The organism is Streptomyces sp. NPDC050997 (assembly GCF_040660135.1).
In the GTDB taxonomy this organism is placed as follows: Bacteria; Actinomycetota; Actinomycetes; order Streptomycetales; family Streptomycetaceae; genus Streptomyces.
In genome coordinates, this window is the sequence record NZ_JBFAGK010000020.1 from 1 (window position 1) to 24,686 (window position 24,686).

Consider the following 24,686-nt stretch of genomic DNA (forward strand, 5'->3'; position numbering starts at 1 on the left):
TGCAGGGGGGACCCTGTGGGAGAGTAGGACGCCGCCGAACAATTTTTGGGAAAACCCCCGTGCCTTGGGCACGGGGGTTTTCTGCGTTCCAGGGGTCTTTCACGACGGGATTCAGTCTTTTCAGGACGGATTCACCAGTCTTGTGTCGTAGGCCAGAATGACCGCCTGGATACGGTCCCGGGAACCCGTCTTCGAGAGAATGCGGCCCACGTGGGTCTTCACCGTGGATTCGGCGAGGTGGAGACGAGCGGCTATCTCGGTGTTCGTCCAGCCCAGGCCGATGACCGTGAGGATCTCGCGTTCGCGGTCCGTGAGGGATGCCAGGCGGGGGTCCGGCTGTTCCGGGCCGTCGGTGTGGGTATCCGCCGGCGGGAGGTGCTGGGCGTAGGCGTCCAGGAGGCGGCGGGTCAGGCCGGGGGCCACCACCGCGTCGCCCGTCGCCACCGAGCGGATACCGGAGAGAAGGTCCTCCGGCTGGGCGTCCTTCACCAGGAAGCCGGAAGCGCCGGCGCGCAGCCCCGCGTACGCGTACTCGTCCAGGTCGAACGTCGTGAGGATCAGGACGCGGGTGCGGTCGCCGACGGCGGTGATGCGGCGGGTGGCCTCGATGCCGTCCAGGCCGGGCATACGGACGTCCATCAGGACGACATCGGGGTGGAGTTCGGCGGCCAGGCGGACCGCCTCGCTGCCGTTCGTCGCCTCCGACAGCACCGACATGTCGTCCTGGCTCTCCAACAGCATGCGGAAGCCTAAGCGTTGGAGGGGCTGGTCGTCGGCGATGAGGACCGTGGTCACTGCGGGGATTCCTCCGGGAGGTGAAGGTGGACGCGCCAGCCCCGGTCGGGGGGTTGGCGGGGGCCGGCTTCAAGTGTGCCGCCGTACAGGGCCGTTCGCTCGCGCATGCCGGGAAGGCCGCGGCCCGCGGTGCCGTCGGGTTCGCGGCCGTGGCCGGTGTCGGTCACCGTGACGGTGACGGCGCCCTGGGCCTCGTAGGACAGCTTGATGTGTGAAGTGGCTGCCGGGCCGGCGTGTTTGAGGGTGTTGGTGAGGGCTTCCTGGATGACTCGGTAGACGGTGAGCTGGCGGCCCGGGGGGAGGGTCGGTGTGCCGTGGATGGTGGTGTGGACGGGCAGGCCGGCGGAGCGTACGCCGGCTATCAGGGGGTCGAGGTCGGTCAGGGTGGGTTGCGGGGAGAGTTCCGGGGCGGCGGGGTCCTTGTCCTCGTCGCGGAGGACGTCCAGGAGGCGACGGAGTTCCGTCAGGGCCTGGCGGCTGGTGGTGGAGATGGCGTTCAGGGCCTCGGCGGCGCGTTCGGGGGCCTTGGCCGCGGCGTAGCGGCCGCCGTCGGCGAGGCCCGTGATGACGGAGAGGTTGTGGCCGATGATGTCGTGCATCTCGCGGGCTATGCGGGCGCGTTCGGCGGCGGCGGCGAGGCGGGCCTGCTGGTCGCGTTCGATCTCCAGGCGGCGGGCGCGGTCTTCCAGGGCCTCGGTGTAGTTGCGGCGGGTGCGGACGGTGATGCCGATCGCCGCCGCCACGATGATCGACATCAGCACGGAGAAGATGCGCTGGTCCAAGCTCTCGCGTGGGTGGCGCAGGGTCGTCAGGGAGTCGATCGTGAGGATCAGGGCCGTTGTCCACCACAGGGTGCGCGGGTGGCGGCGCAGGGCGAGGTGGAAGACGACGAGCATGTGGAGCATGGAGACCTGGAGGGCCGCTCCGCTCCAGGCGTTGACCAGCGCGAACGGGGCCATCGTGAGGAGTACGGACCTGGGGTGGGCGCGGCGTTGGAGGAGGGGGAGCGACAGGGCCAGGCTGAGGGTGAGGAGCAGCCAGCCGGGGGTGTCGGGGTTGCGGGTGACATTGCGCCAGCCGCCGCCCAAGTAGTCGATCAGGGCCGCCGTTACCCAGAAGCCGGTGAGGTGCAGGTCCCAGAGGAGGGGGTGGCGCCGGTCGAATTCGCGGACTCGTCGGCTGACGCGTTGGACGTACTCGGTGAGGGGTTCTGCCGCGCGGTCCTGAGTCACCGGGGTCTGTGCCGCCGGGTTCCGCGTCGCCTGTTCTTCCGCCACGAGGTCCATCGTGAAGGGTGCGGTTGCCGTCGTCACAGGTCCGGGGCTGTATTTGCGGTGAGCGGTGTAGTACTGGGGTACTAGCGTGGACGTATGAGTAGCTATGTGATCCGGTCCGTGCGTGCCGGCGAGTGGGCTGCCGCCAAGGAGTTGCGGCTTTCGGCGCTGCGGGATCCGGTCGCGCACCTCGCCTTCCTGGAGACCTACGAAGAGGCGGCTGCCAGGCCGGACTCCTTCTGGAAGGAGCGGACGGCGGGCGGCGCCGAGGGGGCGCTCGGGACGCAGCAGATCATCGCCGAGGGGCCGGACGGGCACTGGGTGGGGACGCTGACCGTGCTGCTGGAGGAGCCCGGGACGACGGACTGGGCCGGGCTTCCGGTGGAGCTGCGGCAGGGGCACGTCGTCGGTGTGTTCGTGCGGCCCGAGGAGCGCGGGAGCGGGCTGACGGAAGTGCTGTTCGACGCCGGGCTGGAGTGGGCGTGGGGGCGTGAGGCGGAGCGGGTGCGGCTCATCGTGCACGAGGAGAACGGGCGGGCGCAGCGGTTCTATCGCCGGGTGGGGTTCGTGCCGAGCGGGCGTACCGTGCCGTTGCCGATGGCGCCGGGGGAGAACGAGTTGGAGTTCGTCCTCGAGCGGGGGCGGGACTGACGCGGGTGCGTGGCCGAGGCGTTACGACGGGAGGTCGGCGTTCGGCCAGCGCGTACGGGCCTGTTCGCGGGAGCGGAGCAGGGCCAGGGTCGGCAGCCCCCGGTTTGCTCCGGTGGTCAGCAGCTCCGGGAGCTGGGGAAGCGGGGCCACGGCGGCGACGTCGTCCAGGACGAGGGTGAGTGGTGGGTCGAGGCGACCGGAGGATGACCGTTCGGCCATGTGCCGGCCGCGCTCGACCACGCTTGAGGTGAGGGCCGTGAGGAGTGGCATCGCGCCCGGGTTTGTTCGGGGGTCCTCGATGGATTCACCCACCACGTAAAGCGTGCCCCCTTCGTCCACGAAGGAATCCAAGGCGAGGGCATCACTTCGGTTGGGAGTGCAGGCCTCGCGGATGTTGACCGTGGAGAGGGCGGAGAGGGCTCGGGCGGCCAACTCCTGGGCGATGTCCCGGCGTTCGGGGTGGGCGGTGAGGGCGGCCTCGAGTTCGCCCGCGGAGCCGGAGGCCGCCTTGGGGTTCGTACGGAGGGTTCGTACCGCGTCCTGGATCTGGATGCCCTGGGACCAGCGGTGGACGTGGCGGATCGTGCGGCCGTCGATCGCGGCGGCGTGCAGGTAGCTCCGTAGGAGCGTTTCGGCCACGTCGGTGACGGCCTGGTCGATTTTCGCGGTGGGGCGGATGGGGGCGAGGAGCGCGGTGGCTGTGGCCGCCGCGGTCTGTTTGTTCTCGCAGCCGGCCGTGGGGGACCAGTGGAGGCGGGCCGGGGTGTCGCAGAGGTGGGTGGGGTCGTAGACGTGGACCGGGCCGAGTTTGGCGCGGGCGTCCTTGGTGTCCTGCCACACGGCGGGGTTCGAGGTGAGGACGAGGGCGGGGCCCTCCGCGTCGCGTACGGCCTGGGTCGCGGTGGTGTGACGGCTTGCCGGGGGGCCGTAGTGCACCATGGCTTCGGCGCGCTGGGTTTCCCACGCGCCCGGCTGCTTGCCGGTGGCCAGGGGTGCGAGGGGCTGGGGTGCGAGGGGCTGGGCGGGTGCCGGCGTCGCGGTGAGGGGGGCCGTGGGGTCGGCCGCGGGGTGGGCGGCGGAGGGCTGCGCGAGGTGTGGCTGGTGTGCGGGTTCCGTCGTCGGCCGGGTGGGGAGTTGCTCCAGTGCCGGCTGGTGGGGGGTGGCGGTGCCGGCGTGGGGCGGCTCGGGCGTCGGTCTCTGGGCCGGGACCTCGTACGCGGTGGGGCCCGGTGCCGGCCCGGCGTAGGGGTCCCCTGCCCGCTTCCTCGCCCGGACCGCCCTCCAGCGGGCCACGGTGCCCAGGATGAACACCGTCAGGACGACGAGGATCATCAACTGGCCGATGAACAGGCCCCAGAAGAGGCCGTAGCCGGAGAAGGCGGTGGGGTCGGCCTCGGGCCAGGCGCCGGGGATGTCGTGGGGTCGGGCGATCAGGTGGCGCATGGCCGGCGGGGTGCGGGCGAAGGTGACGCCGGTGGGCCAGGCGCCGTGGGCGAACAGGCCGGCCAGACCCGTGGCCGTCCAGACCAGGACGGTCATGCCGAGGAGGAAGGCGAGCAGGCCGACCAGCAGACCGTCGGGCATGCCTCCCTGGCTGCCCGCTCGCCGGTCGCGCTCGTCACCCGGTCTCATCGTTCCCCGCTCCCGTTCTCGGCTCGCCGCTCGCCGCTCGCCGCTCGCCGCTCGCCGCTCGCCGCTCGCCGTTCGCCGTTCGCGTTCGCCCTACGCCACTGTCGACTCGGAGTCGCCGAGGTGCTGTTCCACGAACGCCGCCGCCCGTTCCTCCGCCTCCAACTCGGCCGCGTGCAGGGCGTCGTCGATCAGCTGGCGGTCGGCGGACGACTCGGTCATGGCGCGGTCGGTGAAGACGAGTGGCCGTTCCGTCTCGGTGACCAGGTGTTTGACGACCTGGACATTGCCGTTGACGTCCCACACGGCGATGCCGGGCGTGAGGGACGGGATGATCTCCACGGCCCAGCGGGGGAGGCCCAGTACCCGGCCCGTCGCCCTCGCCTCGTCGGCTTTCTGGGCGTAGATCGTCCGGGTGGACGCCATCTTCAGGATCGCGGCGGCCTCCTTCGCCGCCGCTCCGTCCACGACGTCGGACAGGTGGTGGACGACCGCGACGAAGGACAGGCCGAGGCGGCGGCCGAACTTCAGCAGCCGCTGGAACAGCTGGGCCACGAAGGGGCTGTTGATGATGTGCCAGGCCTCCTCGACCAGGAAGATGCGCTTCTTCCGGTCGGGGCGGATCCAGGTGTGCTCCAGCCACACGCCGACGATCGCCATCAGGATCGGCATGGCGATGGAGTTGCGGTCGATGTGGGACAGGTCGAAGACGATCAAGGGGGCGTCGAGGTCGATGCCGACCGTCGTGGGGCCGTCGAACATGCCGCGCAGGTCACCGTCGACCAGGCGGTCGAGGACCAGCGCCACATCCAGGCCCCATGCCCGGACGTCCTCTATGTCGACGTTCATCGCCTCGGCGGACTCCGGCTCGGGGTGCCGTAGCTGCTCGACGATGTCCGTGAGGACCGGCTGGCGTTCGACGATCGTCTCGTTGACGAAGGCGTGCGCGACCTTCAGCGCGAAGCCCGACCGCTCGTCGAGGCCGTGGCCCATCGCGACCTCGATGATGGTCCGGAGCAGCGCCAACTGCCCCGTGGTCGTGATCGCGGGGTCGAGCGGATTGAGCCGGATACCCATGTCCAGGGCCGCCGTCGGGTCGAGCCGGATGGGAGTTATTCCCAGCTCCTGCGCGACGAGGTTCCATTCGCCGACGCCGTCCTCGCCCTGTGCGTCCAGGACGACGACCTGGCGGTCGCGGAAGCGCAGTTGGCGCAGGACGTACGTCTTCTCCAGGGCCGACTTGCCGTTGCCCGACTCGCCGAGGACCAGCCAGTGCGGCGCCGGGAGTTGCTGGCCGTACAGCTGGAAGGGGTCGTAGATGTACCCCTTCCCGGAGTAGACCTCGCGGCCGATGATGACGCCCGAGTCGCCGAGGCCGGGGGCGGCGGTCGGGAGGTAGACGGCCTGCGCCTGGCCCGTGGAGGTGCGCACCGGCAGGCGGGTCGTCTCGACCTTCCCGAAGAGGAAGGACGTGAAGGCGTCGGTGAGGATGGACATCGGATCCCGCATGAGGCGGCCCCTACCTTCGAATGCCGGTGGCGAACGGAAGGGTGTTCACGAAGGCGCGATGGTGCTCGCGGTCGCACCACTCCAGCTTCAGGTACGACTTTCCGGCCGAGGCCCGGATGGTCCGCTTGTCGCGGGCCAGGGCCTCGGGGTTGCGGGAGGAGACGGTGATGTAGCCGACGAGATTGACTCCCGCCGCGCCGCTCGCGAGGTCCTCGCCGCGCTGGTCCAGACGGTTGTGGGCGGCGATGTCACGAGGGTCGACGGTCCGGTTCATCTTGGCGGCGCGGGACGCCTCGGCGTCGTCGTTGGTCTTCTCGGTGAGCATCCGTTCGATGGCGACCTCGGTGGGTTCGAGGTCCATCGTGACGGCGACCGTGCGGATGACGTCCGGGGTGTGGACCAGGAGGGGCGCCAGGAAGTTGACGCCCACCGGGGTCATCGGCCATTCCTTCACCCAGGCCGTGGCGTGGCACCAGGGGGCGCGGGTGGAGGACTCCCGGGTCTTCGCCTGGAGGTACGTCGGCTCCATGGCGTCCAGTTCGGCCGGCCAGGCGTTGCGTTTCGTCATCGCCTGGATGTGGTCCATGGGGTGGTCCGGGTCGTACATGGAGTGGATGAGGGAGGCGAGCCGGCCCTGGCCGAGGGGCTGGCGGACGCGGATGTCCGCTTCCTGGAGGCGGGAGCAGATGTCCGTGAGCTCGCGGGCCATGACGACGGCGAGGCCGGCGTCCCGGTCGAGCTTGCGGCCGTTCTGAGGCCGTGCCGCCCGTGCCATGGCGTTCGCCTCGGCGGCCAGTTCGCGGGTGAAGTGCATACAGGCGACGAGGTACGCGCGGTGCTGCTCGCTGCTGGTCGACACCATCGACTGCAGCTGGTCGTACGACTGCTGCAGCCAGGGCAGTGACTTCTCGTCGCCGCGTACGGCGACGTCCTTGGCGTGGGCGTCGGGGTCGGCGGGGAGGGTGCGGGCGAGCATCTGGATGCGGCTGACGAAGCCGTCGCCGTTGGCCACGTGCTTGAGGAGGGTGCCGAAGCGGTCGACGAGGGCTTCCTGGTCCTCGCTGTCGCGCAGGCCGACGCCGGGGCCCTCGATCTCGATCGCCGCCGTCACCGTACGGCGGTCCGCGTGCAGGAGTACGGCGATCTCGTCGGGGCCGAACGGGGCGGCCAGCCAGGTGATGCGGCCGATGCCGGGCGGCGGGCCGATCTCCACCTCGCGGCCGTCGAGGCCGGTGCCGGCCTCGACGACGCCGGAGCGGTAGGCGGTGCCCTGCTTGAGGCTGCGCTTGTAGCTGCGGTTGATCTCGAACCACTTGTAGAACGTGCGGCGCTTGTACGGCACGTAGACCGCGCCCAGCGCGAGCATGGGGAAGCCCATCAGCAGCACGATGCGCAGTGACAGCACCGGGACGAGGAGCCCGCACATCATTCCGAGGAACGCGCCGCCGATGATGAGCGCGATCTCGCCGGTTTCACGATTCCTGCCGACGATCGCGTTCGGCCGGGCGCGGCCGATCAGATATGTACGGCGGGGCGTGACCGGATGGGACACGTGGGACTCGGTCGTCAACGCCCTTCACCTCCCGTGCGGTTGTTGCTGCTGTTGCGGGTGTTGCTGGCATGGGGGGTGTTCACCGGACTGCTCGCGCGGGGAGCGGGGGCGGCGGAGGGGACAGATCCGCCGCCTCCGTTCGTGTTGCGCGAGCTGTGCGCGGCGACACCGCCGGATGCCGGGTTGCTCGGACGGGCACCGCCCGAGCCGCTCTGGCCTCCGCCACCGTTGTTGTCGGCGCGGGTGCTGTGGGTCTTGATGCCCTGTGCGACGAGGGTCGCCGGGGAGGTCATGACGGCCGCGGCCTTGCCTTCCGCGCCCCGCATGATGCGGTTGTTGCGGGAGTTGGCGATCTCGTCGCCGAAGCCGGGGACGAAGCGGTAGATCATTCCGCTGGCGAAGATCGCGAGCAGGATGATGGCGAGGCCGGAGACGATCGCGGCGAGCGAGTCGGGGCCGCCGTCGGAGGCCAGGGCCCCGGCGAGGCCGAGGACGATCACGATCACCGGCTTGACCAGGATGACCGCGATCATCACGCCCGCCCAGCGGCGGACGTGGCCCCAGAGGTTCTTGTCGACGAGGCCGGCGTAGACGACGACGCCGAGGAGGGCGCCGACGTACAGCAGGACGGCCCTCAGATACAGCTCCAGGTAGAGGACACCGGCCGCGACGATGGAGACCAGCGACACCAGCATCAGCATGATCGGGCCGCCGCCGATGTCGTCGCCCTTGTTGAGGGCCTGCGAGAACGTGCCGAAGAACGTGTCCGTCTGATTGCCCGTCGTCTTCGCGAGGACGTCGCTGATGCTGTCCGTCGCGGAGACGACGGTGTAGAGGATCAGCGGAGTGAAGGCGGAGGCCAGCACGGTGAGCCAGAGGAAGCCGATGGCTTCGCTGATGGCCGTGGTGAGCGGCACGCCGCGCACGGCCCGCTTGGCGACGGCCAGCAGCCACAGCAGGAGCGTGAGGACGGCGGAGGCGGCGAAGACGACGGCGTACTGCTGGAGGAACTTCGGGTTCGTGAAGTCGACGTTCGCGGTCTCCTTCACGGCCTTGCTGAGCTGGTCGACGGTCCACGAGGCGGCGTCGGCGCAGCCCCTTGCCAGGGAGGAGAGGGGGTCGAGGGTGTCGGTGAGGGGGTTGGTCGCGCCCCCGCCGCCGGTGGCTCCGCCGGTGCCGCTGTCTTGTTCGCAGTAGTCCTTGGCGGGGCCGACGATGAGGTCACAGTTGCCGTCCGACGGTGTCGGAGACGGTGTGGGGGCGGCTGCGGCACGGGTGGCCAACATGAAGGCTGTGGTCTGTACGGCGGTGAGGGCGGCGGCGACCTTGAGAAGGCGGCGTGGGCTACCGGGCATACGTGAACCCTCCGTACTCCTCGACGGCCTTGGCCATCTCGTCGGCGCTGGACGCCTTGTCGTCGCCGGGCACGGGTGCTGGCCCATCCTTCTGGGAGAAGCTGTCGACCTTCCAGTCGCCGTCCGTCCAGCGCAGTTGGAGGGTCATGGTGAACCAGTCGCTGGTGACCGGGTTGGTCGAGTCCGCCCCTGCGGTGCCATAGAGCCCGGTGCACCAGACCTCAGTGGTAGCCGTGGCGTCCGCGAAGCTCGTGACCTTGGTGCCGATCGGCACGGTCCGTGAGACGTAGGTGCTGCCCGCTTTCGCGTTGCCGTTCTCGTCCAGGCCGACGTTGCTCAGGAACTCCTTGGAGTACGCCTTGTCGAACTGGTCCTGAAGAGCGGCCTGCTTGTCGGTGACGAAGACCTGCTGGACGATCTCGGCTCGCCGGGCGGGCTTGAGGATGTCGGCCGAGACCAGCGTCACCGCGTAGTTCGCCGCCGCGCTCTCCGCCCCCTGCTTGTTCTGGGCGAAGCCCGACTGAACCGGCTTCGTTCCGCTCGCTGCCGTGCTGGAAGCATCCGGTTGGGAGCCCGGAGACGCTGTCGTGTCGGGGTCGTCCTCTCCGCGGTTCGCGAAGGCGATCGCTGCGATCAGGAGGACGATGACGCCGACGACCGTGACCAGGCTTCTGGAGGACGAGCGGCCGCGCCGTGCGCCGCCGTACACGTCGCTCCGGTCGGGCAGGCGGGTGCGGGTGTGGCCCGTGCCGCCGTAGCCGCCGGAGGTCTCCTGGTCGTCATCGAGACTCATGCCGCGTACGCCCCCTCGACGTCGTGCGGATACGCGTAGGAATACGCGTACGAGTACGACGGTAGCCGTGCTGGTTCCCGCGCGGGCGCGGTGTGGTGACTCGACATCAGGGAAACGCAACCTCAGCCGGTGGGCACGACGGACGGGTGGGGGTGGAGGGGGGACCGAGCGGACGCGCCACACACGGGCGGTGGTCCCCCGCTACACGGCCATGCCGTACACGATGGTGAACAGCGTGCCCAGTGAACCGATGATGAAGACACCCGTCAGGCCCGCGATGATGAGGCCCTTGCCCTGTTCCGCGCTGAAGGTGTCCCGCAGGGCCGTGGCGCCGATGCGCTGTTTGGCGGCGCCCCAGATGGCGATGCCGAGGCAGAGCAGGATGGCCACCGCCATCACGACCTCGATCATCACCTTCGCCTCGTTGCCGAGGCTGCCGAAGGGCCCCCAGTCCGGAGCGATCCCACCGATGATGGTGTTGATGTCTCCCTTGTCAGCCGCAAAGAACATGTAAGTCACCGCCCCTGGTGGGTAGTTCCGCTTCCCCCTGCCTTGGGGCAGAGGTCAGGCATCATTGTCGCTGACAACGGCGCTGTCGTATGTCGACTTGGCGTCATTGATTGGCGGGTTTCGTACGAATACCTTGCCACCGGTCCGCGTCTGCCCTCCGGGAATCCTTCGAACAGACGTTGGGGCGGTAAATAAGGAGTCGTATGGTCACTCTGTGTATCACGGCAGGTCACGCCGGGCAATGAGGACTGGGCGGAACCTGTCGTGTGGTTCCGTCGTTATCCCCTCTTACGGCACGGTTCGGTGATCGCGCCGGTGTTCTGCGGGTGACCTCGGTGAGTTCCTGGTGGAAGGCTAACCCGGGCATGGCGAGACCCTGTGACGGAGGGTCAGCCGGGAATGGCCGTGTGATGGTGCCCACGCGGCTCACGGCCAGGTGCGTGCCTCGGCCTGGAAGACGTCCGGATCGCTGTCCACCGGCAGGACGCACAGGAGGTGGCCGCCGGGGGCGCGTAGTACGCGGCACTCCAGCCACTGTGTGACCTGCGTCGCTCCGAGGCCGAGCAGGCGGGCGGTCTCGGCTTCCACGTCGTCCGTCTCGATGTCGAGGTGGAAGCGGGGAGTGTCATCCACCGCTTGTACGGCCACGGCCAGGCCGGGGATGGCCTCGTGCAGCGACGTGAACTGTTCCTCCCCCAAGAGCGGGTGGGCGGGCGCCCCGAGCGCCGCGGACCAGAAGGCCGCGGCGGCCTCCGGCTCGGGGGTGTCGATCAGCAGGGCGTACACACGGCTTCTATGCATGCGGCGATTCCTCCGAGCTCTCGATGAACCCCTCCACGAAGTGGTCGAACTCGCCTGCCTGGACGCCGAGTACGAAGGCGTCCCACTTGCGTCGGTTCGTCGTGACGACGGTCTCCGGGGCGCTGGTCTCGCGGAGGTAGACGGGGGCGTCCTTGTCGTCGCCGTTGTCGCTCTCGCCGAAGGCGATCTCGATCCAGGGGCCGGGGCCGGTGGCGTCGGGTGGGGCGGCGCGGGTCCAGGTGAGGTCGGAGGGTACGTCAGACACGGGGCGTTTCTTCCTTGAGTACGGCGAGGAGGGCGTCGAAGGCGGCGGGGGTGGCGGTGAGTATCGCTCCGCGTGGGTCGCCGCTTTCGATGAGGTGGATCGTTTCGGCGGCGGTGGCTACGTGGACGCAGGAGTTGCCTTCAGGGCAGTAGGACGACCTCTGCCAGGTGAGCTTGGGCATCGGGGCTCCTTCACAGGCCCTTGAGGATGGTGTGGATGAACTGGTGGGACTGCTTTGGCGAGAGGGCCGCCGCCTCCATGCGCTCCAGGAGGACGCGGTACTTGTCCAGTTGGGCCTCGGCGTCCAGGAAGACAGGCCCGTGCGATTGGTCGAGATTGACGGTGTCGAGCTGCGGCACGGGTCCCTCGGCGTAGTAGATCGACTGTCCTGAGCCGGGGTAGATGCTGGAGTCGAACGGCAGGACGTGGATGGAGATGTTGTCTCGTTCGTTCATGTCCAAGAGGTACTTGAGCTGGTCACGGGTGACCGTCGCACTGGCGAACCTCATGCGCAGAGCGGCCTCGTGGATGATGACCTGCTGTGATGTCGGCGGATCACGGAAGAGTACGGCCTGCCGCTTCACTCGGAACGACACCCGGTGTTCCACGGCAGGTGCCGGGAGTTGGGGAACGGCCTGGCGAAAGAGCTCGCGGGCGTACTCCGTGGTCTGGAAGAGACCTGGAATATGCACAGTCACTGCGGTGCGCAGCCGTACCGCGTGGTGTTCGAGTTCGGCGAGGTCGAGCAGCACGGCGGGCAGCAGCTCGCGGTACTCCTCCCACCAGCCCCGCTTGCGATCGGGAGTCATGGCGGCGAGTGCCTCGACCAGAGCCCAGTCCGAGCAGTCGTAACTGCAGGCGATGGTGCGCAGGCGGTCGGGGCTCACGCCGTGGCGGCCGGCCTCCATGTTGCTGACCTGGTTCTGCTTGATGCCCAGTAGTTGTGCCGCCTGTGTCGAGCTCAGCCCTGCACGTTCGCGCAGCTTGCGCAGCTCGGCGCCCAACCGGAGTTGGCGGCCGGTGGGGGTGCTTCTCATGGCCAATGTTCGACTCCTCCACGTCACCCACACGCGTGAATACTGAAGAGCTTCGCGGTTCTGGGTCTAACAACTTACAACTTGCCGCTACCTTACAACTGGGCCCCTCGCCCAGAAGCGCACCGTCCGACGGGACGACACCGCCACTGGGCCACCGTACGCACACCCCCAACTCCCCTCAGTGACCGGAGACTTCCATGGCCACCGTAACCCCGCCCTGGGCGTACACCCTCCACCTCCCGCACGATCCACTCGCACCGGGGATCGCCCGTGCGACCCTCCGTACCGTCCTCGACGCCCACGGCCTTTCCTCCCTCACCCCCACCGCCGAACTCCTCGCCTCCGAACTCCTCACCAACGCCCACGTCCACACGACCGGCCCCTACGCCCTCCGCCTGCGCACGATGGAACCCGGCCGCCTCCGAGTCGCCGTATGGGACGCGGACCCGAGGGTGCCGCCCGGATTCGAGGTCGCCGGAGCCGTAGCCCCGTGGGACGCCGAAGGTGGACGCGGGCTGCACCTGGTGCGGGCCTGTGCGGACGCGGTGGGGGCCTCCGTGCTGGGGGGCCTGGGCGCGTCGAAGGGCGGGAAGCTGCTGTGGGCCGAGTGTCAGTGGGGTGACCTATCGTGATGGCGAGTGATCGTAGAGTGAGGGTGGTCGCATGACTGAGGTCGACCGACGGCTCAGGGCCCGGACGTGTGCCCGGACGGATATTGAAGGGGAGCGGGCCGAGAAGGCCGCACAGTACGGTGGAATCACCGCTGAGCGGGACATCGGGCCTCCCACCGATCCCGTTCGCGTGATCAAGGTGTCGGAGCCGGAGGGACGGAGGGGGCGCATCGTGTCGCGGATCCATCCGAAGCCCCGCCCGGGGAACCTGCGCGAGGTCGCCGAGAAGATCGAGGAAGCGACAGGTCTGCGGGTGCAGATCTTGGGAGGAAAGCTCGTGATGTCCCCGACGCCGCGTGGCAAACATGCGGGAGTGATCTACGAGCTTGAGGAGCTGATCAGGCCGAAACTCCCGCATGAACTCGTCGCGACGGAAATGTCCTCCATCGAGATGCCGGACGAACCGGACGACTTCGTGACGCCGGATCTCCTGGTCTGCCCCCGGCAATTCCTGGACTCCGACGACTGGCTGCTCGACCCTCGCGACATCGAGCTGGCCGTGGGGGTCATCTCCCAGTCCGAGAAGTCCCGTGAGATCCGGGACAAGGCCGATTGGTACGCGGTGGCGGGCGTGGCCGTTCTCCTCGTCGTCGACCCGCGCCACGGCACCTGGGCCCTGCACACCCGCCCCGACAACGGGGCCTACCAGGACGTAGTGCCGGGCAAGTTCGGAGAACCCGTGCGGCTCCCTGAGCCCCTGCACCTGGAGATCGCCACGGACGGGTTCCCGGTGTACGGGGGCGGTCCGCGCACTTCTCGGCCGTAGCGGCCCGGGATGGAGACAGCGAGTCGTGGCCCTGTCACCCGGTGCCTGGTCCCATCTGCGCCCCAGCCTCGGAATCTGCGCGAGATTGCCGAAAAGATCGAGACTACGACGGGACTGCGCGTGCAGGTCGTGGGAGGGAAGCTCGTGCTACCCCCGACGCCGCGCGGAAAGCACGCCGGCGTGTTGAAGCGGCTGCGGCGCCAGTTCGAGGGTTCTGTTCTGCCCGAGGGTCTGGATGTGTACGAGGTGTCCTCGATCGCTCTCCCGGAAGACCCGGACGACTATGTGACACCGGGCCTGGTCCTCCTGCCTGTGGAGTGGGAGGAGGACGACGGCTGGCTGGCCGCTTCCGAAGATGCCGCCCTCGCCGTCGAGGTCATCTCCCAGTCCGAGAAGTCCCGTGAGATCCGGGACAAGGCCGATTGGTACGCGGTGGCGGGCGTGGCCGTCCTCCTCGTCGTCGACCCGCGCCATGGCACCTGGGCCCTTCACACTCGCCCCGATAGCGGGGCCTACCAGGACGTACTTCCTGGCAAGTTCGGAGAATCCGTGCGGCTCCCCGAGCCCTTGCGCCTGGAGATCGTCACGGACGACTTTCCGGTGTACGGCGCTTCACCACGCGGGCGGCGGGAGGGCGAGGAGAGAGCCGAGTAGAGGCGTCTGACAATCTCTCACCTTCGTACGCGACGCTGAGTTCCGATGATGAAGGGCGGGCCACGTCACGTCCTCGCCCTCACCGTTCTGCTCGCCATCACCTCGGCCCCCGAGGCGGCCGCCGATGACGGGGCGGGGCCTCGGCGTGACCGCCGTGGGCGTGTGAAGCGCGCGGGCGGCGGAGTTGTGCCGACGTGCGGCCGGTGAGCCGTAGGTCGTAAGCCGTCATCCTTCATTCGTTATCCGTCATTCGCGGGGCCGCGGGGCGATACCGCACCGGTTGCGCCGGGATTCGGGTGGGAAGCTCCTAGACTGACGCGGGCGGAATCCCAGTGGCCGAGGGGCGGTTGACGGTGCGTAAGGCGTGGGTCGTGGGGGGTGCCGCCCTGGGGGCGGGGCTCGGCTTCGTGATGCTGCTCGTCGTCGGTGTGTACGTGGTCGCCGGGAACCTCACCAACGGGGTGGGCGGTGGCGCCAAGACGCTGGCCGAGGGTGCCGTGCCCGCCGCGTACCGGGACCTCGTGCAGAAGGCGGGCAACATGTGCCCCGCCATCAATCCGGCGCTGCTCGCCGCCCAGCTCTACCAGGAGAGCGGGTTCAACCCGAAGGCCCAGAGCCCGGCGGCGGCCCAGGGGATAGCGCAGTTCATTCCCGGGACGTGGTCGACGCACGGGGTCGACGGTGACGGGGACGGCGACAAGGACGTATGGGATCCGAACGACGCGATCCCGTCCGCCGCGGCCTACGACTGCTCACTCGCCTCGTATGTGAAGGACGTTCCCGGGAACCTGACCGAAAACATGCTGGCCTCGTACAACGCGGGGGCCTACGCGGTCATCAAGTACGGGGGTGTGCCGCCGTACCAGGAGACCCGGAACTACGTGAAGACGATCACGACCCTGGAGGAGAGCTTCGCGGCTCCCGTGAGCCGGGTCGATCCGTCCGAGCAGGCGGCCGGCGCCATCTACTACTCGCAGAAGAAGCTCGGCACGCCCTACCTGTGGGGTGGCGACGGAACCAGCGCGGACGGCGGGCGGTTCGACTGTTCCGGGCTGACCAAGGCCGCGTACGAGAGTGTGGGGATCACGCTTCCGCGGGTCGCCAACGATCAGTACAACGCCGGTCCGCACCCCTCGCGGGCCGAGCTGCTGCCCGGCGATCTGGTGTTCTTCTCGGACGACCTCGGCAACTCCCGGGCCATCCGCCATGTGGGGATTTATGTCGGTGGCGGCTACATGATCGACGCGCCGAGAACAGGTGCTGTGATCCGGTTCGACCCGATCGACACCCCCGACTACTTCGGGGCAACGCGGGTAACCGAAGATGGCGCGAAAGCGCTCCCCACGACGGTGTGAACCGAGCGTGAACCAACCCCCTGAGCTGCGGCGATGAGTCTCTCTTCGATAACGTCTGAGTGATCATTCGGTGGAGTGTGGAACGTATTTACGGGAGTCGTGCGTTCCTGGTGACATAGCGAATCTGCAAACCAGCGGGGGTGGGCAGAAACGGCGTGCGCAAGGGCGCGCCAGAGACGACGAAGGGGCCGCGCACCATGGCTGGACTCGCAGAATCCGGGTCGAACCCTGACGTCGATCTGCTGTACGACATCAACGGCCTCGCCAAGGACGCCCCCGCCTGGTTCGACCGGGGCATGGAGTACATCGGCGAGTACGGCCTGCTGCTCGTCATGGTGCTGCTCGTGCTGTGGTGCTGGTGGTCGGTGCGCCGGCGGGGTGCCGAGGACGCGGCGTCGTCCGTGGCCGCGCTCGTCTGGGCCCCGCTGGCAGCCGGCGTCGCGGTCCTGGTGAACGTGCCGATACGGGGCTTCGTCGAGCGGCCCCGGCCCTTCCGCACCCACGAGGGGCTCGACGTCCTGGTCTCCGGCAAGACCGACTACTCGTTCGTCAGCGACCACGCGACGATCACCATGGCCATGGCCGTCGGACTCTTCGTCGCCCACCGCAAGTTCGGGCTCTTCGGCCTCGGGATCGCGCTGCTCGAAGGCTTCTGCCGGATCTACATGGGCGTGCACTACCCGACCGACGTCGTGGGCGGTTTCGCGCTCGGTACCGCCGTCGCGCTGCTGCTGTCCCCGGTGGCCGCGGCCCTGCTGACGCCGCTCACCAAGGCGATCGAGCGGTCCCCGCGGGCCGGCTGGCTGATCCGGGCCCGGGGGCGGTCGTACGGGCGGGACGCGATGGTCCCGGGGGCTCACAAGGAGCCGACGGGCACCGAGGAGCGGGACCTGGCCGCGTAGGGCCGAGCAAGACCTGGCCGCGTAGGGCCGAGCAAGACCTGGCCGTAGGGCCGCGCGATCCCTGTCCGTATCCCCAGGTTCACAGAGCCTGGGGATACGTGAAGAAGCGGTTCGGGTCGTACTGCTTCTTGATCGTGGTCAGGCGGGTCGCCGCGGCGCCGTAGTACGCCTTGCGCCAGTCCTTCAGGGTCGGGTCCGTGTAGTTCTGGTAGGCCGCGCCCGAGGCGTGCGGCTTCATCGCCGTGTGGGCCGAGGTCAGCCAGGACTGGGCGGTCGAGCCGCTGGTGCCGGCCCGCCAGGAGGCGATGTACTGGGCCAGCATCCGCGAGCGGCGGTGGACGAACGCCGTCGCTGTCGGGGAGACCCGGTTGACCGCCCCGCCGAGTGCCGTGAACGCGATGCTGCCGGAGCCGCCGCGCACCGAGTTCATCTGCTTGAGCAGCGTCTGGATGCCGGCCGGGGACAGCGAGCGGTCGAAGAAGTCCGAGCGGGCCGCGTACGTCTCGCGGCCGAGCGCGCCCTGCCGGGAACGGCCCGGCGTCGAGCCCGGCAGATGGCACTGGGCGTCGTTCGAGAAGGACGAGCAGCCCGCGTAGATCTCCATCGCCTCCTCGTAGCCGCGGCGCCGGAGCGAGACGCTGCTCGCCGGGGCGCCGACCTTGTCCGCGAGGCGGTCGACCGCGTTCTGGAGTTCGCCGTAGGTGCCGAGGGAGAAGGCGGCGACGGAGACGGTGGTGTGACCGCCGGGCGCGCCCGCCAGGTGCAGGGACGACCAGATCTCGTCCGGCTGGGACGGGCCCCACTCCTGCCAGGCCTTCATCACGGCGGCCGCCTTCGACCACGGCCAGGACAGGTACGCCGTCACCGCCTGCGGGGCCGGGTGGGTCTTGAACCGCAGTTCCGTGACGACACCGAAGTTGCCGTTGCCCGCGCCGCGCAGGGCCCAGAAGAGGTCCTTGTGGTCGGTGGCGTTCGCGGTGAGCTGCTTGCCGTCGGCCGTGATCAGGGTGGCCTGGGTGAGGCTGTCGCAGGTCAGGCCGTACGCCCGGGAGACGACCCCGTGGCCGCCGCCGAGGGTGAGGCCGGAGACGCCGACGGTGGGGCAGGAGCCCGCGGGGATCGTCACGCCCTTCGCGGCGAGGGCCCGGTACACGTCGATCAGCTTGGAGCCGGCGCCGACCACGGCGGAGCCGCCGCTCGCCCGCACCCGGTTGAGCTTGGAGACGTCGATGATCAGGCGGCCGTTGCCGGAGGACCAGCCCGCGTAGGAGTGGCCGCCGTTGCGGATCGCCACGTGCAGGCTGTGGGCGCGGGCGTACGACAGAGCCGTACGGATGTCGTCGTTGCCGGCGACGAAGGCGACCGCGGCGGGCTTCAGCGAGTCGAAGCGGGTGTTGTAGAGCTGGCGGGCGGCCGGCCAGTCGGCGTCGCCGGGGCGGACGAGGGGGCCGTCGAGGTCGCGGGCGAGGGCGGACCAGTTGGCGGCGGTGGCACTGGTCGCCCGGAACGAGGTGCGGGAGGACGACGCCGACGTGCTCGCGGCGGATCCGCCGCCGGTCTTGCAGCCCGTCGCCAGTGCCGCGAGGGCGGTGGCGGTGCCGCCGATGAACGTACGCCGTTCCATGTCCGTGCCTTCCGTCGACTTCGTGGAACGAGACGGCCTCACGAGGTCACGGGTTCCACTCGACGTACGACACGGTTCCACATCGCGCCGGGGGCCTGGCCTGTAGGTACCGTGAGATGTGATGCCTCGCGGCGCGAGTGCGCAGGTCGTCCGCGGGGCCACCGCGCCGAGGTCGCTTGTGCCGGGACCTCGGTGTGCCCTTCCCGTAAGCGTTCCGTGACCTAACCGCACCGTCCTCAGGGGTTCACCCGCCGTTCACTTACGGCCGTGTGCGGCTTCACCTGATCTGCCTAGTTTCAGCCTTACGCGGTGCGGGCCGCGTGCCTCGAGTACGGGTCCGCATCACCCAGACCTCGCGCACGCCGCCGGATTCAGGATGGCGGCTCCTGGAAGGAACTCCCTCAAGTGAAGCTTCAGCGCATGAACCGGCGGGCCCTCACCCTCGGTGCTCTCGCCGTCTCCGGCGCCCTGGCCCTCACGGCGTGCGGCTCCGACGACACCAGCTCCGGCGGGGGCAGCGGCGCGTCGACCGCTGCCGCCGGCAACATCAAGTGCGACGACGCGAAGGGCCAGCTGCTCGCCGACGGCTCGTCCGCGCAGAAGAACGCGATCGACGCCTGGGTCAAGCAGTTCACCCAGGCCTGTGGCGTTCAGATCAACTACAAGGGCAGCGGCTCCGGCGCCGGTATCACCGCGTTCACCCAGGGCCAGGTCGCCTTCGCCGGTTCGGACTCCGCGCTGAAGCCCGAAGAGGTCGCCGCCTCCAAGAAGGTCTGCACCGGTGGCCAGGCCATCGACCTGCCGATGGTCGGCGGCCCGATCGCGGTCGGCTTCAACGTCCCGGGTGTGGACAAGCTCGTCCTGGACGCGCCGACCCTCGCCAAGATCTTCAACAGCAAGATCAAGAACTGGAACGACGCGGCGATCAAGAAGCTGAACCCCGACGCGACGCTTCCCGACCTCAAGATCCAGGCGTTCCACCGCTCCGAGGACTCCGGCACCACGGACAACTTCACCAAGTACCTGATCGCCTCCGCCAAGACCGACTGGCCCTACGAGGGCGGCAAGGCCTGGCAGGCCTCCGGCGGCCAGTCCGCGTCCGGCTCCTCCGGCATCGCCCAGCAGGTGAAGCAGACCTCCGGCGCGATCGGCTACATGGAGCTGTCGTACGCCAAGGACGGCATCAAGCCGGTCAGCATCGACACGGGCGCCTCCGCCCCGGTCGACGCCACCGTGGAGAACGCCACCAAGGCCATCTCCGACGCCAAGGTCGTCGGCACCGGCAAGGACCTGGCGCTGGAGCTGAACTACGCGACCAAGGCCGACGGCGCCTACCCGATCACCCTGGTCACCTACGAGATCGCCTGCGACAAGGGCAACAAGGCGGAGACCCTGCCCGCCACCAAGGCGTTCCTGCGGTTCATCGCCTCCGAGGACGGCCAGAAGGTCCTCTCGGACAACGACTACGCGCCCATCCCCGACGACATCATCGCCAAGGTCCGCACCACCATCGATGGCCTGAACTGACTGAGCGTGCGGCCCGGCCCGGGGCCTGAAACCCCGGACCGGACCGCACCGTCCGGTGCACCGCCGCCAGGAGCCGCCGCCACCGCGACCGGCTCCACTGGGCCGTACGGCGCGTACGGCTCCGCAGACCGGAGAACCCGATGGACATATCCACGAAGAACACCGAAGCCCCTCCCCCCGCCCCACATCCGAACGTGGCCGAGCAGAAACGCGCGGCCCGCGGTGCCACCCGACCCGGTGACCGGATCTTCCTCGGTCTCTCCCGCGGGTCGGGCATCCTGCTGCTCGTGATCATGGCCGCGATCGCGGGCTTCCTGACCTACCGCGCCTCGATCGCGATCAGCAAGGACGAGGCCAACTTCTTCACCGCCTTCGAGTGGAACACCAGCCTCCTCCCGCCGAAGTTCGGCATCGCCGTCCTGGCGTTCGGCACGGTCGTCTCCTCGATCATCGCCATGGTCATCGCGGTCCCTGTCGCCGTCGCGATCGCGCTGTTCCTCACCCACTACGCCCCGCGCAGGCTCAGCGGTCCGATCGCCTATGTGATCGACCTGCTCGCCGCCGTGCCGTCCATCGTCTACGGCCTGTGGGGCGCCCTGGTCCTCGTGCCGAACATGACCGGCCTCTTCGGCTGGCTGGACAAGTACTTCGGCTGGACCGGCATCTTCTCCTGGCAGGGCGGCGCGCCCCGCTCGATGCTGACCGTCGGCATCCTGCTCGCGATCATGATCCTGCCGATCATCACCAACGTGAGCCGCGAGGTCTTCCGCCAGGCTCCGCAGATGATCGAAGAGGCGGCCCTCGCCCTCGGCGCCACCCGCTGGGAGGTCATCCGCATGGCGGTGATCCCCTTCGGCCGCTCCGGCGTGATCTCCGCCTCGATGCTCGGCCTCGGCCGCGCGCTCGGCGAGACGATGGCCGTCGCCACCGTGCTCTCGCCGACCTTCGACATCCAGGCCAGCCTGCTCGACCCGGGCGGCGGCACCTTCGCCCAGAACATCGCCAGCAAGTTCAGTGAGGCCAGCGAGATCGGCCGGGACGCGCTCATCGCCTCCGGTCTGGTCCTGTTCGTCATCACCCTGCTGGTCAACGGCGCGGCCCGCGCGATCATCGCCCGCCGCAAGGAGTACTCGGGGGCCAACGCATGAGCCACGCAGTCGCCGACAAGCACCCCAGCACCCTGCAGGGCGCCAGGCTCCCCAGGTGGGCGCCGTACGCCATCGCGGCCGGCTCCATTGTCGGGGCGGTCGGCATCGGCCTGGCCGCCGGCCTGGACAGCAAGGTCCAGCAGGGCCTGATCGCCGCGATCATCTTCCTCATCGGTGTGTTCGGGCTCGCCGCTCGCGTCGAGGGGCGCCGGCAGGCCAAGGACCGGCTCGCGACCTCGCTGGTCTGGGCCGCCTTCCTGCTCGCCGTGGTGCCGCTGGTCTCCCTGGTGTGGACCACCGTCTCGCGCGGTGTGAAGGTCCTCGACTTCTACTTCCTGACCCACTCGATGGGCCTGGTCTCCGACACCGATCCGGGCGGCGGTATCTACCACGCCATCCTCGGCAGCCTGGAGCAGGTCGGCCTCGCCACGCTGATCGCCGCTCCGATCGGTGTGCTCACCGCGATCTACCTGGTCGAGTACGGGCGCGGCAACCTGGCCCGCTCGGTCACCTTCTTCGTGGACGTCATGACGGGCATCCCGTCGATCGTCGCTGGCCTGTTCATCCTCAGCATCATGCTGATGTTCGACATGCAGCCCTTCGGGTTCGCCGGCTCGCTCGCGCTGGCCATCCTGATGATGCCGGTCGTCGTCCGCTCCACCGAGGAGATGCTCAAGCTCGTCCCGAACGAGCTGCGTGAGGCCTCCCTGGCGCTCGGTGTCCCGAAGTGGCGCACGATCCTGAAGGTGGTCCTGCCGACCTCGATCGGCGGCATCACCACCGGCATCATGCTGGCGGTCGCCCGTATCGCGGGCGAGACCGCGCCGGTCCTGCTGCTGGTGTGGGGCAACTCGCTCATCAACACCAACCCCTTCGAGGGTGCGCAGCAGTCGCTGCCGCTGTACATCTATCAGCAGTACGCGAACAGCGCGGGCTCCGGTGCGGCGTACGACCGTGCGTGGGCGGCGGCCCTGACCCTGATCGCGTTCGTGATGATCCTGAATCTTGTGGCCCGCGGGATCGCCCGCTGGAAGGCACCCAAGACCGGTCGCTGAGGCGACCACTCCGGCTCCGCCGGGCGGGGCCAACAGCGACTGATCTGGAAGTGAAGTGGAGACATGGCCAAGCGAATCGACGTAAGCGGGCTCACCGCCTACTACGGATCCCACAAGGCGATCGAGGACATCTCGATGACGGTCGAGCCGCGTTCGGTGACGGCCTTCATCGGCCCGTCCGGCTGCGGCAAGTCGACGTTCCTGCGCACGCTGAACCGGATGCACGAGGTCACCTCGGGCGGCCGCGTCGAGGGCAAGGTGCTGCTGGACGACGAGGACCTGTACGGGCAGGGCATAGACCCGGTGTCCGTGCGCCGCGAGGTCGGCATGGTGTTCCAGCGTCCGAACCCCTTCCCCACGATGTCGATCTTCGACAACGTGGCGGCGGGGCTGCGGCTGAACGGCAGTTACAAGAAGTCGGAGCTGAGCGACACCGTCGAGAAGTCCCTCAAGGGCGCGAACCTCTGGAACGAGGTGAAGGACCGCCTGAACAAGCCGGGATCCGGTCTCTCGGGTGGTCAGCAGCAGCGTCTGTGCATCGCGCGGGCCATCGCGGTGGAGCCGAACGTGCTGCTCATGGACGAGCCGTGCTCGGCGCTCGACCCGATCTCGACGCTCGCCATCGAGGACCTGATCGGTGAGCTGAAGGAACGCTTCACGATCGTCATCGTGACGCACAACATGCAGCAGGCGGCCCGGGTATCCGACCGCACCGCGTTCTTCAACCTCGCGGCGGTCGGGCAGCCCGGCAAGCTGGTCGAGATCGACGACACGGAGCGGATCTTCTCCAACCCGTCGGTCCAGGCCACGGAGGACTACATCTCCGGCCGCTTCGGCTGAGCCGACGCTCCCCTGACCCCTCGCGGTGCTGCATGGCGGTGCCACCGCGAGGACGAAGAGGGCCCGCCCCCGGCTCCCGGGGGCGGGCCCTCCGTCGTTGCCGGGGGCTCAGGGCCCTTCTGATGGATCTCCGCGGCGTCACGGAGGTCCATCAGACGGGCCCGAGCCCCCAGCGCGCAGGTAGGCGCTAGAAGGTAGGCGCTACAGGAACGCCAGGTTCACCACGCCGTACGCCCCCGCCGCCACCAGGGCCGCCGCCGGCATCGTGATGAACCAGCCGAGGATGATGTTCTTGGCGACACCCCACCGCACGGCGTTCACCCGCTTCGTCGCGCCGACGCCCATGATCGCGGACGTGATGACGTGGGTCGTCGAGATCGGCGCCTTGAAGATGAACGCCGTGGTGAACATGATCGACGCGCCGGTCGTCTCCGCCGCGAACCCCTGGGGCGGGTCCAGCTCGATGATCTTCCGGCCCAGCGTCCGCATGATCCGCCAGCCGCCCGCGTAGGTGCCCAGCGACAGCATCACCGCGCACACGATCTTGACCCACACCGGGATCGGGTCGCCGTAGTCCTGGACGTCCGCGATGACCAGTGCCATCACCACGATGCCCATGGTCTTCTGGGCGTCCTGGAGGCCGTGTCCGAGGGCCATACCGGCCGCCGACACGGTCTGCGCTATCCGGAAACCGCGCTTGGCCTTGTGCGGGTTGGAGCGCCGGAAGAGCCACAGGATCGCCGTCATCACCAGGTAGCCGACGCCCAGGCCCACCACCGGCGAGATGAACATCGGGATGACGACCTTGTCCATCACCCCGCTCCAGTACACGGTCGTGCCGCCGGCCAGCGCCGCTCCGACCATGCCGCCGAACAGCGCGTGGGAGGAGGACGACGGCAGCCCGAAGTACCAGGTGACCAGGTTCCAGGTGATCGCGCCTATCAGCGCCGCGAAGAGGATGCCCATCCCCTTGGAGCCGTGGGGTGTCTCGATCAGCCCCTCGCTGACGGTCTTGGCGACCCCGGAGCCGAGGAAGGCACCGGCAAGGTTCATGACAGCCGCCATCGCGAGCGCGGCCCGTGGTGTGAGCGCACGCGTCGAGACCGACGTGGCGATCGCGTTCGCCGAGTCGTGGAAGCCGTTCGTGTACGTGAAGAAGAGCGCGACCGCGATGGTCACGACCAGAGCCAAGGTGTCCATGAAGAGTTCAGGACTCCTTGACGGCGATGGTCTCCACCGTGTTCGCGACATGCTCGAACGCGTCGGCGGCTTCCTCCAGCACGTCCACGATCTGCTTGAGCTTCAGCACCTCGATGGCCTCGTACTTGCCGTTGAAGAGCATGGCGAGCAGCTTGCGGTGGATCTGGTCCGCCTGGTTCTCCAGCCGGTTGACCTCGATCCAGTACTCGGTGAGGTTGTCCATCGTGCGGAGGTTCGGCATCGCCTCGGCGGTCAGCTCGGCCGCCCGTGCCAGTACCTCGACCTGCTGCTCGACACCCTTGGGCAGTTCCTCCACGTTGTAGAGGACGACCAGGTCGACGGCCTCCTCCATGAAGTCCATGATGTCGTCGAGGGACGACGCGAGGTTGTAGATGTCCTCACGGTCGAACGGCGTGATGAACGAGGAGTTCAGCTGGTGGAAGATCGCGTGGGTGGCGTCGTCACCGGCGTGTTCAGCGGCCCGCATACGCTCTGCGATCTCGGCCCGGGCGGAAGAGTCCGCCCCGAGCAGTTCCATCAGGAGCTTCGAGCCCGTGACGATGTTGTCCGCGGACGCGGCGAACATGTCGTAGAAGCTCGTCTCCCTGGGGGTCAGACGAAAGCGCACAAGGGGTCCTCGGGGTGCATCGGTTTCGGTCTGGGTGATGCTAGGCGCATCATCCGGCCACGGCTAATGGGCCGTCCCCCAGTGTCACCTATGGGGCAGAGTGTTCGACACGGGGGCCGCCCGCAGGCCTTCTACCCCGTAAAGT

25 protein-coding genes are annotated in these 24,686 nt (G+C 68.8%); 10 read left to right on the plus strand and 15 right to left on the minus strand.

Annotation, left to right across the window (positions count from 1 at the left end; all coding sequences use genetic code 11):
* Positions 1-120 precede the first annotated feature (120 nt).
* Together AB0H86_RS33775 and AB0H86_RS33780 are read right to left on the minus strand one after the other, a co-directional pair.
* The gene (locus tag AB0H86_RS33775) at positions 121-795 is read right to left on the minus strand and encodes a response regulator transcription factor (protein WP_362447636.1); all 675 of its coding nucleotides are present in this window, start codon (positions 793-795) and stop codon (positions 121-123) included.
* Positions 792-2,081, minus strand: coding sequence for a histidine kinase (locus tag AB0H86_RS33780; RefSeq protein ID WP_362448144.1), 1,290 nt, complete (start codon positions 2,079-2,081; stop codon positions 792-794). The genes AB0H86_RS33775 and AB0H86_RS33780 overlap by 4 nt, the downstream gene beginning before the upstream one ends.
* An 84-nt stretch (positions 2,082-2,165) precedes the next feature.
* Between AB0H86_RS33780 and AB0H86_RS33785 the strand changes: the two genes are divergently transcribed.
* Positions 2,166-2,720, plus strand: a complete 555-nt coding sequence (locus AB0H86_RS33785; RefSeq protein WP_362447640.1) for a GNAT family N-acetyltransferase — start codon at positions 2,166-2,168, stop codon at positions 2,718-2,720.
* A 21-nt stretch (positions 2,721-2,741) separates the two neighbouring features.
* Here the strand turns inward: AB0H86_RS33785 and AB0H86_RS33790 are convergent, their stop codons facing one another.
* From AB0H86_RS33790 to AB0H86_RS33835, 10 genes are all read right to left on the minus strand, one after another.
* Positions 2,742-4,352, minus strand: a complete 1,611-nt coding sequence (locus tag AB0H86_RS33790; protein WP_362447643.1) for a type VI secretion protein — start codon at positions 4,350-4,352, stop codon at positions 2,742-2,744.
* A gap of 90 nt (positions 4,353-4,442) precedes the next feature.
* Positions 4,443-5,858, minus strand: coding sequence for an ATP-binding protein (locus AB0H86_RS33795; RefSeq protein ID WP_362447646.1), 1,416 nt, complete (start codon positions 5,856-5,858; stop codon positions 4,443-4,445).
* 10 nt (positions 5,859-5,868) lie between these two features.
* On the minus strand, positions 5,869-7,428 hold the full coding sequence (locus AB0H86_RS33800; RefSeq protein ID WP_362447649.1) for an SCO6880 family protein: 1,560 nt from the start codon (positions 7,426-7,428) through the stop codon (positions 5,869-5,871).
* Entirely contained in the window at positions 7,425-8,765 is a 1,341-nt protein-coding gene (locus AB0H86_RS33805) for a hypothetical protein (RefSeq protein WP_362447652.1), read from the minus strand. Before AB0H86_RS33805 ends, AB0H86_RS33800 begins: the two co-directional genes overlap by 4 nt.
* On the minus strand, positions 8,755-9,558 hold the full coding sequence (locus AB0H86_RS33810) for a hypothetical protein (RefSeq protein WP_362447655.1): 804 nt from the start codon (positions 9,556-9,558) through the stop codon (positions 8,755-8,757). Before AB0H86_RS33810 ends, AB0H86_RS33805 begins: the two co-directional genes overlap by 11 nt.
* A 201-nt stretch (positions 9,559-9,759) precedes the next feature.
* Positions 9,760-10,068 carry a hypothetical protein gene (locus AB0H86_RS33815; RefSeq protein WP_356777353.1) on the minus strand — a complete coding sequence of 103 codons (309 nt, stop codon included), beginning with the start codon at positions 10,066-10,068 and terminating at the stop codon, positions 9,760-9,762.
* 426 nt (positions 10,069-10,494) lie between these two features.
* The gene (locus AB0H86_RS33820; protein ID WP_362447658.1) at positions 10,495-10,869 is read right to left on the minus strand and encodes a VOC family protein; all 375 of its coding nucleotides are present in this window, start codon (positions 10,867-10,869) and stop codon (positions 10,495-10,497) included.
* Positions 10,862-11,134, minus strand: coding sequence for a DUF397 domain-containing protein (locus AB0H86_RS33825; RefSeq protein ID WP_362447661.1), 273 nt, complete (start codon positions 11,132-11,134; stop codon positions 10,862-10,864). The genes AB0H86_RS33820 and AB0H86_RS33825 overlap by 8 nt, the downstream gene beginning before the upstream one ends.
* On the minus strand, positions 11,127-11,315 hold the full coding sequence (locus tag AB0H86_RS33830) for a DUF397 domain-containing protein (protein ID WP_362447664.1): 189 nt from the start codon (positions 11,313-11,315) through the stop codon (positions 11,127-11,129). Before AB0H86_RS33830 ends, AB0H86_RS33825 begins: the two co-directional genes overlap by 8 nt.
* A 10-nt stretch (positions 11,316-11,325) precedes the next feature.
* Positions 11,326-12,171 (minus strand): helix-turn-helix transcriptional regulator, encoded by an 846-nt coding sequence (locus tag AB0H86_RS33835; RefSeq protein WP_362447667.1) that lies wholly within the window; start codon positions 12,169-12,171, stop codon positions 11,326-11,328.
* 197 nt (positions 12,172-12,368) lie between these two features.
* Here AB0H86_RS33835 and AB0H86_RS33840 point away from each other — a divergent pair, with 197 nt between their 5' ends.
* From AB0H86_RS33840 to AB0H86_RS33860, 5 genes are all read left to right on the plus strand, one after another.
* Positions 12,369-12,803 carry an ATP-binding protein gene (locus AB0H86_RS33840; protein ID WP_362447670.1) on the plus strand — a complete coding sequence of 145 codons (435 nt, stop codon included), beginning with the start codon at positions 12,369-12,371 and terminating at the stop codon, positions 12,801-12,803.
* A 31-nt stretch (positions 12,804-12,834) separates the two neighbouring features.
* Positions 12,835-13,608, plus strand: coding sequence for a Uma2 family endonuclease (locus AB0H86_RS33845; protein WP_362447673.1), 774 nt, complete (start codon positions 12,835-12,837; stop codon positions 13,606-13,608).
* Between the two features lie 9 nt (positions 13,609-13,617).
* Complete coding sequence (locus AB0H86_RS33850) at positions 13,618-14,262, plus strand: Uma2 family endonuclease (RefSeq protein ID WP_362447676.1); 645 nt, start codon at positions 13,618-13,620, stop codon at positions 14,260-14,262.
* A 347-nt stretch (positions 14,263-14,609) separates the two neighbouring features.
* Positions 14,610-15,617: a bifunctional lytic transglycosylase/C40 family peptidase gene (locus tag AB0H86_RS33855; protein ID WP_362447679.1), complete on the plus strand. Its 1,008-nt coding sequence runs from the start codon at positions 14,610-14,612 to the stop codon at positions 15,615-15,617.
* Positions 15,618-15,814: 197 nt separating this feature from the next.
* Positions 15,815-16,519, plus strand: coding sequence for a phosphatase PAP2 family protein (locus AB0H86_RS33860; RefSeq protein ID WP_362447682.1), 705 nt, complete (start codon positions 15,815-15,817; stop codon positions 16,517-16,519).
* A 79-nt stretch (positions 16,520-16,598) separates the two neighbouring features.
* Here the strand turns inward: AB0H86_RS33860 and AB0H86_RS33865 are convergent, their stop codons facing one another.
* Entirely contained in the window at positions 16,599-18,143 is a 1,545-nt protein-coding gene (locus tag AB0H86_RS33865; RefSeq protein ID WP_362447685.1) for an FAD-binding oxidoreductase, read from the minus strand.
* A 405-nt stretch (positions 18,144-18,548) separates the two neighbouring features.
* Here AB0H86_RS33865 and pstS point away from each other — a divergent pair, with 405 nt between their 5' ends.
* The 4 genes from pstS to pstB all read left to right on the plus strand — a co-directional run bounded on the left by pstS (position 18,549) and on the right by pstB (position 22,713).
* On the plus strand, positions 18,549-19,670 hold the full coding sequence (gene pstS, locus AB0H86_RS33870; RefSeq protein WP_362447688.1) for a phosphate ABC transporter substrate-binding protein PstS: 1,122 nt from the start codon (positions 18,549-18,551) through the stop codon (positions 19,668-19,670).
* A gap of 140 nt (positions 19,671-19,810) precedes the next feature.
* Entirely contained in the window at positions 19,811-20,818 is a 1,008-nt protein-coding gene (gene pstC / locus AB0H86_RS33875) for a phosphate ABC transporter permease subunit PstC (RefSeq protein WP_362447691.1), read from the plus strand.
* Entirely contained in the window at positions 20,815-21,873 is a 1,059-nt protein-coding gene (gene pstA / locus AB0H86_RS33880) for a phosphate ABC transporter permease PstA (RefSeq protein WP_362447694.1), read from the plus strand. The genes pstC and pstA overlap by 4 nt, the downstream gene beginning before the upstream one ends.
* 63 nt (positions 21,874-21,936) lie before the next feature.
* On the plus strand, positions 21,937-22,713 hold the full coding sequence (gene pstB, locus AB0H86_RS33885) for a phosphate ABC transporter ATP-binding protein PstB (protein ID WP_362447697.1): 777 nt from the start codon (positions 21,937-21,939) through the stop codon (positions 22,711-22,713).
* Positions 22,714-22,914: 201 nt separating this feature from the next.
* On the opposite strand, the gene AB0H86_RS33890 is transcribed toward pstB, so the two are convergent.
* Complete coding sequence (locus tag AB0H86_RS33890) at positions 22,915-23,913, minus strand: inorganic phosphate transporter (protein ID WP_362447699.1); 999 nt, start codon at positions 23,911-23,913, stop codon at positions 22,915-22,917.
* Between the two features lie 7 nt (positions 23,914-23,920).
* Complete coding sequence (locus AB0H86_RS33895; RefSeq protein WP_362447701.1) at positions 23,921-24,541, minus strand: DUF47 family protein; 621 nt, start codon at positions 24,539-24,541, stop codon at positions 23,921-23,923.
* Positions 24,542-24,686: the final 145 nt, after the last annotated feature.